The following is a 9,774-nucleotide window of genomic DNA, read 5'->3' as shown; positions in this document are numbered from 1 at the left end:
AATCGTTCAGACCGGGAAGGTCATCGCCATGACAGAGACCGCAGCGCCGCCCGATCCGGGCCACCGGGCGGAGGAGGCTGACGTCAGGGCCGTCGTGGAGCGTTCCCTGCGGGGTTTCACGGGAGCCGGATACGACAAGGGGCGCCCGCTGCTCGTGCAGGCCGCCTGGTTCGCCGTGCTCCACCTCGTCTTCGTCAAGTGGTGGTTCCCGGCCCGCTGGCGGCCGGCCCTGCTGCGGGCCTTCGGCGCGCGCGTCGGGCGGCGGGTGCTGATCCGGCACGGCGTCCGGGTGCACTGGCCGTGGCGGCTGCGCGTCGGCGACGACGTCTGGATCGGCGAGGACGCCTGGCTGCTCAACCTGGAGCAGATCACCATCGGCAGCGATGTGTGCGTCTCGCAGGGCGCGCTGCTGTGCACCGGAAGCCACCGGCACCGCCATCCCACCTTCGAGTTCGACAACGGGCCCATCCGGCTGGAGCCCGGCGCCTGGGTCGCGGCGCGGTCCGTGGTGCTGCGCGGGGTCACCGTCGGCCGGGGCGCGGTGGTGGGTGCCTGCGCGGTCGCCCACCGCGATCTCGCGCCGGGCGCGGTCGTCACCGCGGGGGCCGGCTCATGAGAGTGGTCCACGTGGTGACGCTGGTCAGCGACGACGGAGCGTACGGCGGTCCGACGAGCGTGGCCGCGGGGCAGCTGGAGGAGTGCGCGGCGCGCGGCCACGAGGTGACGCTGGTGGCCCTGTGGCGCGGCCGCCGGCCGGCGCCGGCCCGCCTCGGCCCGGTACCGCTGCGCAGCCGCCCGGCGCGCCGGCTGCTGCCCGGCCGGTTCACCGGGCTGATGCATCCGCTGCTCGCCCTGGACCTGTGGCGGGCCATGGGCCGGGCCGACGTGGTCCACGTCCACGCGGGACGCGATCTCGTCTCCCTCGCGGCGCTCGCCGTCGCCGTGCTGCGGCGCAAGCGGTTCGTCGCGCAGACGCACGGCATGATCCAGCCCCGGCGCTCGGCCGTCGCACGGCTCTTCGACCGGGTGTACGTGCCCCTGCTGCGGCAGGCGCGCGGCTGCCTGGTCCTCACCGAGCGGGAGCGCCGGGAGGTGGCCGAGGTCGTCGGCGCGGACGGCCCGACGCTGCTGACCGTGCCGAACGGGGTACGGCCGCGGCGCCCTGGAGAGGAGGTGCCGCCGCGCCGCGGGCAGGAGGTGCTGTTCCTGGCCCGGCTGCATCCGCGCAAACGCCCGGAGGCGTTCGTGGAGATGGCCGCGCTGGTCCACCAGGCCGTGCCCGGCGCCCGGTTCACCCTCTACGGCGCGGACGAGGGCGCGCTGCCGGAGGTGCTGCGGCTGATCGCCGCCCGCGGACTGGAGGGCGTGGTCTCCTACGGCGGCGCGCTGGCGCACGCGGAGGCGGTCCGGGCGTACGAGCGGGCCGCGGTCTATGTGCTGCCCAGCGTGGACGAGCCGTTCGGGATGACCCTGATCGAGGCCCTGTCCGCCGGCACCCCGGTGGTGTGCACCGACACCTGCGGCATCGCGGACGAACTGGCCGGCCGGCGAGCGGCGGTGGTCACCGACGGCAGCCCCCGGCAGCTGGCCGACGCGGTGTGCGCTCTGCTCGGTGACGAGAGCGGGCGCCGGGCCATGGCGGAGGCGGGCCGGCGGGCCGTCGCGGATGCCTTCTCCGTCCACGCGGTGGCGGACCGGCTGGAGGAGATCTACGGGCGGCTGTGCGCGGCACCCCGAGACCCGGGCCGGCCGGAACCCCTCCAGGTACGAGGTTGAGGAATGGACTTCTCCAACGCGTTGCGGCAGCTCTCCCAGGCGCAGAAACCCGCCCGTGGGGTGTCGCTCTACGCACGGTTCGTCAACCGGCCGGCGGGCCGGGTGCTCGCGGCCGCGGCGCACCGGGCGGGGCTCTTACCGAACCATGTCACCGCCGTCAGCGCGCTGGTCACCTTCACGGCCATCGCCGCGACCGCGCTGTTGCCGCCGTCCCGCACGCTCGGCGCGTGCGTGGCCGTGACGCTGGCCCTCGGCTTCGCGCTCGACTCCGCGGACGGCCAGCTGGCCCGGCTGCACCGGTCGACCAGCAGGGCCGGGGAGTGGCTCGACCACCTCATGGACTGCGGGAAACTCCTCGGCATCCACGCGGCGGTGCTGATCTCCTGCTACCGCTGGTTCGACCTGCCGCGCCCCGCTCTGCTGCTCCTTCCGATCGCCTTCCAGTTCGTCGCCGTCCTGCTGTTCTTCGGCGGGATCCTGGCGGAGCAGCTGAGGAGGCGGGCGGCCGAGGCGGCGGTGGCGGCCGGTGGGCGGGCCGCCGCGGTGCCGCCGCCGTCCACCCTGCGCGCGGTGGCGCTGCTGCCCCTCGACTACGGCCTGCTGTGCCTGGTCTTCCTGTTCCTCGGCGATGAGCGGCTGTTCTTCGCGCTGTACGTCACGCTGCTGGCGGCCCATGTGCTGCTGCTGCCGGTGTTCGTGGCCAAGTGGTTCCGGGAGCTGTCCGGGCGTCCTCGGACGGAGCCGTCGAGGACTGTGCGACACGAAGGCGCAAGCAATATCGCCTAAATGCGGACAAAGGGTGCTTAACCTTCGGGGTAGATTCCGCCGGATTCCTCGAAGGAGCTGCCATGGGCAAGCACGTGGACGTCGTCGTCGCCGGAGGTGGGGGATTCATCGGGGGGCACCTCGCCGCCGACCTCCTGGGCCAGGGGCTGACCGTCCGATGCGTCGACATCAAGCCGCGTAACGAGTGGCACCAGGTGCACCCCGAGGCGGAGAACACCGTCGCCGATCTGTCGCTCCTCGACGAGGCCCGCGCGGCCGTCCGGGACGCCGGGCAGGTGTACCTGCTCGCCGCCGACATGGGCGGCATGGGCTTCATCGAGAACAACAAGGCCGCCTGCATGATGTCGGTGCTGATCAGCACGCACATGCTCAAGGCCGCGCACGAGGCCGGCACCGAGCGCGTCTTCTACTCCTCCTCCGCCTGCGTGTACGCCGCCGGCAAACAGGCCGACCCGGACGTCACCGCGCTGAAGGAGGCGGACGCCTACCCGGCGCAGCCCGAGGACGGCTACGGCTGGGAGAAGCTCTTCACCGAGCGCATGTGCCGGCACTTCGAGGAGGACTACGGCCTCACCTGCCGGGTGGCGCGCTACCACAACGTCTACGGCCCGGCCGGCACCTGGACCGGCGGCCGGGAGAAGGCGCCGGCCGCGGTGTGCCGCAAGATCGCCGAGGCGGTCGTCTCCGGCGACCACCGCATCGACATCTGGGGCGACGGCCTCCAGACACGGTCCTTCATGTACATCGACGACTGTCTGCACGGCACCCAGATCATCATGAAGGGGTCGAGCAGCACCCCGGTCAACCTCGGCTCCTCCGAGCTGGTCACCATCAACCAACTGGTCGACGCGGTCGAGGAGATCGCGGGCATCCGCTGCGAGCGCACCTACCACCTGGACGCCCCGCAGGGCGTGCGCGGCCGCAACTCCGACAACACGCTGATCCGCGAACTGCACGGCTGGGAGCCGTCGATCCCGCTCGCCGTCGGCCTGGAGAAGACCTACGCCTGGGTCTACGACCAGGTGAAGCTGGCCGGCCGCTGATCCGCGTCCGCGTCCGCGCCGCCCGCGTCCGGCAGGAGAGCAGCCGATGAAGATCCTCGTCCACGACTACAGCGGCCACCCGTTCCAGGCCCAGCTCAGCCGCGAACTGGCCCGCCGCGGCCACGACGTCGCGCACTCCACCTGCGTGGCGTACGTCTCCGGCAAGGGCAACCTGGCCGCGGACGCCTCCGACGGCCTGCGGTTCGTCACCATCGGCGACCGCACCGCGCTGCGCAAGGACGCCTACGTCCACCGCCTCTTCCAGGAGACAGGCCTGGGCCTCGAACTGGCCCGGCAGCTACGGCGCGAGCGGCCCGACGTGGCCCTGCTCGGCAATCTGCCCGTCCCCACGCTGGTGGTGGCGGCGCTGGCGGCCGGGGCGCTGCGGATCCCCTGGGCGCTGTGGCACCAGGACGTCACCGCCATCGCGCTGCGGACCTTCGCCGCCGCCGGGGTCTCCAGGCTGATGGGCGTCGCCGCCCGGCTGTTCGCGCGGGGCGAGCGGTGGGCGGCACGGCGGGCGGCGGCGATCGTGGTGATCGCCGACTCCTTCACACGGGTGCACCGGGAGTGGGGTACGGCGGACAAGGTCACCGTCATCCCCAACTGGGCGCCGCTGGACGAGATCCGGCCGGTGGCCCGCGCCAACGCCTGGTCGGCGGAGCACGGCCTCGACGGCGTCCGGACCGTGCTGTACTCGGGCACCCTCGGCCTCAAGCACCACCCCGTCCTGCTCGTCCGGCTCGCCGAGCGGCTGCGGGAGCGGGGCGAGCGGGTCCGGCTGGTGGTGGTCAACGACGGCCCGGCCGTACCGGTCCTGCGGGAGGCCGCCGCCGCCCGCGGTGTCGAGCTGACCCTGCTGCCGTTCCAGCCGTACGAGCGGCTTCCGGAGGTGCTCGGTTCGGGCGACGTCCTGGTCGTACTGCTGGCGGCGGACGCCGGGGAGTTCTCGGTGCCGTCCAAGACGCTGTCCTATCTGTGCGCCGGGCGCCCGGTGCTGGGCCTGATGCCCGCGGACAATCTGGCGGCGAAGCTGCTGCGCGAGGCCGGTTCGGCCGTACTGCCGCCCCAGGAGTCCTCGCTGGACGCCGCCGCGGACTGGGTGCGCGAGGTGCTGTCCGACCCGGTGCGCGCCGAGGCCCTGGGCAAGGAGAGCCGCGCACTGGCCGAACGGGAATTCGCTCTGGAGAACTGCGCCTCACGATTCGAGGAGATTCTGAGCGCCATCAGCGGCTCCCATATTGTGCAGTAATAGCAATTTCTGGCAAACAAAACACCCTTTGGAATACGGTCGAAATTCCTGACCCGCAGGTGAACTGCGGATATAAATCCCTTGGCGACCGTTTTGTTCCTTTTTGCGGGTTCTCTCGGGGGTGCAGGTGCCAGGCAGTCACCAGCGTTGCGTGGCGGCCGTGTGCTGCTGGGCCGCTCTCCTGATCGGTCTGCTGCCGACCCTGATCCTGCTCACCCCCGACCTGCGCATCGGCCCGGCACTCGCCGTGCAGTGCGTCGTCGTCGCGCACACCGGAGGAGCCCTCACCCGGGTCCTCACCGCGACCTCCGTCCGTCTCGTCGCCTTCGGGTTCTGGCTCTTCGCCTATGTGTGGCTCGGCCTGGCCCCGCTCGCCATGCTCGCCACCGACACCTATCCGCTCGACCACCGGACCGGCGCCACCACCGCCTTCGCCGCCGCCGCCCTCACCGAACTCGGCCTCCTCGCCTACAGCGCGGGCGCGGCACTCGCCGCCCGGCGCGCGGTCGACGGCCCGGCCCTCCTCGAACCCCTGCTCTCCCGACGGCTCACGCCGCTGCCCGTCCTGCTGCTGTGCGGACTGGCCCTGGTGCTCGCCGTCCTGGTGATCCCCCGGCAGGGCGGCCTGGAGGCGTTCTTCACCAGCAGGGAGGCCATCCGGCAGACCGGCGCCGACGGGGACTCGGAGCGGGCGTTGCGGGTGTGGGCCGTGGCTGTGCCCGCCTTCTGGGGCCTGGTGGCCCTGCTGCACCTGCCCCGGCGGCCCGGCGGGGACCGGCTGCTGAAGGGAGCGCGCCTGCTGCTGCTCCCGGCCCTCCTCGTCCTCAACGTGATCGTCAACAACCCGGTCAGCAGGCCCCGCTTCTGGGCCGGGACCGTCCTGCTGGTCCTGCTCTTCGCCTGGCGCCGGTTCGGCAGCCCCCGCGCCTTCCGCGCCGCCGCCGCCACCCTCACGATCGGCGTGCTGTTCGTCTTCCCGTACAGCGACTACTTCCGCTACGACGAGCGGGAAGCCGTCCAGCTGCTGACCCTGACCGAACAGTTCAGCACCACCATGGACTACGACGCCTTCCAGCAGATGCAGACCGGCATCGACTACGTGAGGGACAACGGCTTCTCGCCGTCGGCGGCGCTCGGTCCCGCGCTGTTCATGGTGCCCCGCACCCTGTGGCCGGAGAAGCCGCAGACCACGGGCATCGAACTCGCCCAGTACGCGGGCTACGACTTCCACAACCTCTCCGCACCCCTGTGGATCGAGACCTACCTCTGGGGCGGCGCCCCCTGCGTCGCCGCCGTCTTCTGCCTGCTCGGCCTCACCGGACGCCGTATGGACGACCTGCGGGCACGACTGGGGGACCAGCCGGGCACGCTGGCGGTCCTCCTGGTCCCCGCGCTCGCCTTCTACCAGCTGATCCTGCTGCGCGGCAGCCTCATGGCGATCGTCGGACCCCTGCTGCTGCTCCTGGCGGTCCCGCTCCTCATCACCACTCGCGCCGTCGCCCGGTCGGCCCCCTTCCGGCTCCCGGCGCGGCCGCCCGCGAGGGCGGGCGACGCTCCCATCCCCGGACACAGGAGGCAATCGTGACCAGCCCCGCCACCTTCGACGACCGGTACGACGAACCCGACCAGCTCCGCGACCAGCTGCGCCGGCTGCTGCGGTACCGCCTGACCATCGCGGCGGGCGTCGTCCTCGGGCTGCTCGGCGGACTGCTGCTGGTGCTGCTGCGCGCGGGCAGCTACAGCTCCACCAGCGAGGTGCTCGTCCGCTCCCGGACGGACCCGTTCAGCACGTTCGGCGTGGCCGCCGACAACCAGCTGAGCATGGGCACCGAGCGGCAGATCGCGCTCAGCGCCACCGTCGCCGACCGCGCGGCACGGGCGCTGCGCCAGCCGTCCCGCGCCGACGCGCTGCTGGAGGACCTGCGGGTCACCAACCCGCCGGACACCCAGGTGCTCCGTTTCGAGTACACGGCGGGCACGCCGCAGCGGGCCGCCCGGGTGACCAACGCGTTCGCCGACGCCTACCTCGCCGACCGCCAGAACCGCACCAAGACCATGATCGAGCGGATGACGGGCGGCCTCGAGCGGCAGATCGCCGCACTGGACAAGCAGGCCGACGCCAAGTCCGACGAGTCCGCCTCGGCCGCGGGCCTGAGGGACCAGATCGGCCTGCTGCAACGGCGCGCCTCGGACATCAGGTCCTACGACACCTCAGGCGGGGACGTGGTGCGCCGGGCCGAGCCGCCCACGGGACCCTCCGGACCCGGCCCCGCGTGGCTCGTCGCCCTGGGCCTGCTCAGCGGCCTCCTCCTCGGCCTCTTCGCCGCCTGGCTGCGCTCCGCCCTGGAACCGCGGGCGCGCTCGGTCGGCGAGGTGCAGGACGCGCTGGGCGCCCCGGTGCTGGGCATCCTGCCGGGCCCGGACGCCGGCCCGGACCTGCTCCAGGTCGGCCGCTCCGGCGGCAGCCGCGCGGAGGCCTATCGGGCCCTGGCCTTCCGGCTCCGCGCCGGAGCGGGCCGAGGCACGGCGGAGGCCGGGGAGGGCCGCGGCCGGGAGCGCGGCGGTGCTGATCGTGCCGTACAGGGTCGTGCCGTACAGGGTCGTGCCGCTGAAGGCCGGGGCCTGGCCGGCACGCTCCTCGTCGTGGCACCCAAGCAGGACCCGCACGCCGAGGCCGCCGCGGTGAACCTCGCCGCCGCCTTCGCGGAGGCCGGCGACGAGGTGCTGCTGGTCGACGCCGGCGCGGGCCTCCCCGGCCTGCCGGCCCGGCTCCCGCTGGCGGCCGACGCCCCCGAGGGCACGGTCGTCGTCGACGCCGGCACGGCCGGGCGGTTCACGCTCCTGCCCGGCAGCCGCGGCACCGACGGCGACGGCGGCCCGGCTTCCCCGGCGGTGACGCGGGCCCTGGCCGCCGCCGGCCCCGAGGTGTCCGCGCTCGTGCTCACCCGGCCGCTGCTCGAACACGCCGACGGGCTCGCGGTGGCCCAGCGCGTGGACGGCGTCCTCGTGGTGGGCGGCCTGGACCGCTCCCGCCGTGACGACCTCAAGCGGGTCCGCGAGCTGATCGACTGCGCGGGCGGGCACATCGTCGGCGCGGTCCTCGACGACGGCGGACGACGCGGCCCGTTCCGGCGCGACGGCGGCGGCGGACTGTCCCGCCGGCTCGGCAAGGACACGTCCGCCGCGCCGGCCACGCCGGGCGACGACCTGGTCGAGGAACTGCCCGCGCCCGTGCAGGACGACACCCTCAGCGTCTCCCGATGAGCGCCTCCGGAATGGCCGTACCCGCCACCGGCGGGCCGGCCGCCCGGTGCGGGATCGCCGCCACCGCGCGCGGCGGCTGGTGGGGCTTTCTGGGCGCGACGGTCAACGCCGTCCTCGGCTACGTCCTGGTCACCCTGATCACCCGCGCGCTCGGGGCGTACGGGGCCGGCGCGGTGTTCACCGGCGTCGCCGTCTTCACCATCCTCTGCAACACCTGCAAGATCGGCGCCGACACCGGGCTGGTGCGCTTCGTCTCCCGCGACCTCGCCACCAGCGGCGGCCGCCAGATCGGCGCGCTGCTGCGCAGCGCACTGCTGCCAGGGGCGGTGGTGAGCACCGCGGCCGCCGCCGTGCTGTTCCTGTCGCCCTGGACGGCCACCAGACTGCTGCCGAACCTCGACCCGGCCGACGCGGTGACCCTGGTCCGGCTGTTCGCCCTGGTCCTCCCACTGGCCACGGTCACCCTGATCCTGCTGGGCGCCACCCAGGGATACGGCACCGTCGTCCCGTTCGTCGGCGTCGAGCAGATCGGCAAGCCCGTGCTGCGGGTGCTGATCGCCGTCCCGGTCGCGCTGCTCGCGCCGGGCGTGCTGAGCCTGGCCGCCGCCTGGCTCGTTCCCTCCCTGGCCGGCGTCGTCATCGCCTGGTTCGCGCTGCGCAGATGCCGTCGTACGACACCCGGCCGCCCTGTGTCCCCGCGCCGTACGGAGCCGGAGCGCGCCCTCGAACCCCAACCGCCCGTCACCCGGCGCGGGTTCTGGGCCTTCTCGGCGCCCCGGGCGATCTCGTCCGTCTTCGACATCAGCTCGGTGTGGGTGGGCGTCGTCCTCCTGTCGAGCCTGGGCACGAGCGAGGAGGCGGGCATCTACACCGCCGTCGGCCGGGTCATCGTCGCGGCGACGCTCCTCCAGCTCGCCATCCGGCTGGCCGTGGCCCCGGAGATCAGCCGCCTGCTCGCCGTCGGTGACCTGGCACAGGCCGCCCAGCTGCACCGCGTCTCGACGCGCTGGATCGTGCTGTTCTCCTGGCCGCTGCTCGCCCTGCTCACCAGCTTCCCGGGCACCGTACTGTCGCTGTTCGGGCCGGAGTTCGAGCAGGGCGCGGACGCGCTGGTCGTGCTCTGCGTCGCCTCGGCGGTCAACGTCGGTGTGGGCAACGCCCAGACGGTGCTGCTGATGGCCGGCAAGAGCTCCTGGCACCTCGCGGTCACCGGCGCCGCGTTCACGGTGCAGCTGACGGTGGGCGTGCTGGCCGTGCCGCGGCTGGGCGTCCTCGGGGCGGCCCTGTCCTGGGGCGCGGCGGTCGTCGTCGAGAACCTGGTGTCGGCCGTGCTGGTGCGGCGCCATCCCGGCTTCGCGGTCGTCGACGACGGCTACGTGCTGGCGACCGTCACCGGGCTGTGCCTCACGGTGCCGCTGCTGCTTCCCGCCAGGCTGCTGGCAGGTGACACGACTGTCGGACTTGCCGTCGCAATCACCTTGGGATTGTGCGTATTCGGTATAGGTTTGTGGCGATTTCGTACCCCGCTGGGAGTCCGCGAACTCGTCGGTGTGCTGCGTGAACGCGCCACCTGAGGCCGCTCGGAAAAAGAGCCGCAGCGCCTTCTTCGCTTCCTCTCCTCCTCCCCATACCTCCAGCCACCCGGGATGTTCC

At 73.2% G+C, this 9,774-nt stretch carries 8 protein-coding genes; all 8 read left to right on the top strand.

Features of this window, described 5'->3' with window-relative positions:
* Window positions 1-28 precede the first annotated feature (28 nt).
* A complete protein-coding gene (locus ABT232_RS08570; RefSeq protein WP_351837724.1) occupies window positions 29-616 on the top strand; it encodes an LbetaH domain-containing protein in 588 nt (195 codons plus the stop codon).
* Window positions 613-1,776 carry a glycosyltransferase gene (locus tag ABT232_RS08565; protein ID WP_351837722.1) on the top strand — a complete coding sequence of 388 codons (1,164 nt, stop codon included), beginning with the start codon at window positions 613-615 and terminating at the stop codon, window positions 1,774-1,776. Before ABT232_RS08570 ends, ABT232_RS08565 begins: the two co-directional genes overlap by 4 nt.
* Window positions 1,777-1,779: 3 nt before the next feature.
* Window positions 1,780-2,562, top strand: coding sequence for a CDP-alcohol phosphatidyltransferase family protein (locus ABT232_RS08560; protein ID WP_351837719.1), 783 nt, complete (start codon window positions 1,780-1,782; stop codon window positions 2,560-2,562).
* A 62-nt stretch (window positions 2,563-2,624) separates the two neighbouring features.
* A complete protein-coding gene (locus ABT232_RS08555; protein ID WP_351837716.1) occupies window positions 2,625-3,605 on the top strand; it encodes an NAD-dependent epimerase/dehydratase family protein in 981 nt (326 codons plus the stop codon).
* A gap of 46 nt (window positions 3,606-3,651) precedes the next feature.
* A complete protein-coding gene (locus ABT232_RS08550) occupies window positions 3,652-4,857 on the top strand; it encodes a glycosyltransferase family 4 protein (RefSeq protein WP_351837713.1) in 1,206 nt (401 codons plus the stop codon).
* A gap of 151 nt (window positions 4,858-5,008) precedes the next feature.
* A complete protein-coding gene (locus tag ABT232_RS08545) occupies window positions 5,009-6,442 on the top strand; it encodes a hypothetical protein (RefSeq protein ID WP_351837710.1) in 1,434 nt (477 codons plus the stop codon).
* Entirely contained in the window at window positions 6,439-8,121 is a 1,683-nt protein-coding gene (locus ABT232_RS08540; protein ID WP_351837707.1) for a hypothetical protein, read from the top strand. The genes ABT232_RS08545 and ABT232_RS08540 overlap by 4 nt, the downstream gene beginning before the upstream one ends.
* Window positions 8,118-9,695 carry an oligosaccharide flippase family protein gene (locus tag ABT232_RS08535; RefSeq protein ID WP_351837704.1) on the top strand — a complete coding sequence of 526 codons (1,578 nt, stop codon included), beginning with the start codon at window positions 8,118-8,120 and terminating at the stop codon, window positions 9,693-9,695. The genes ABT232_RS08540 and ABT232_RS08535 overlap by 4 nt, the downstream gene beginning before the upstream one ends.
* Window positions 9,696-9,774: the final 79 nt, after the last annotated feature.

It is taken from the genome of Streptomyces sp. NPDC001532 (genome assembly GCF_040298625.1).
Lineage (GTDB): Bacteria > Actinomycetota > Actinomycetes > Streptomycetales > Streptomycetaceae > Streptomyces.
Note: the sequence above shows the minus strand (reverse complement) of the source record. Positions and strands in the feature narration are given on the sequence as shown.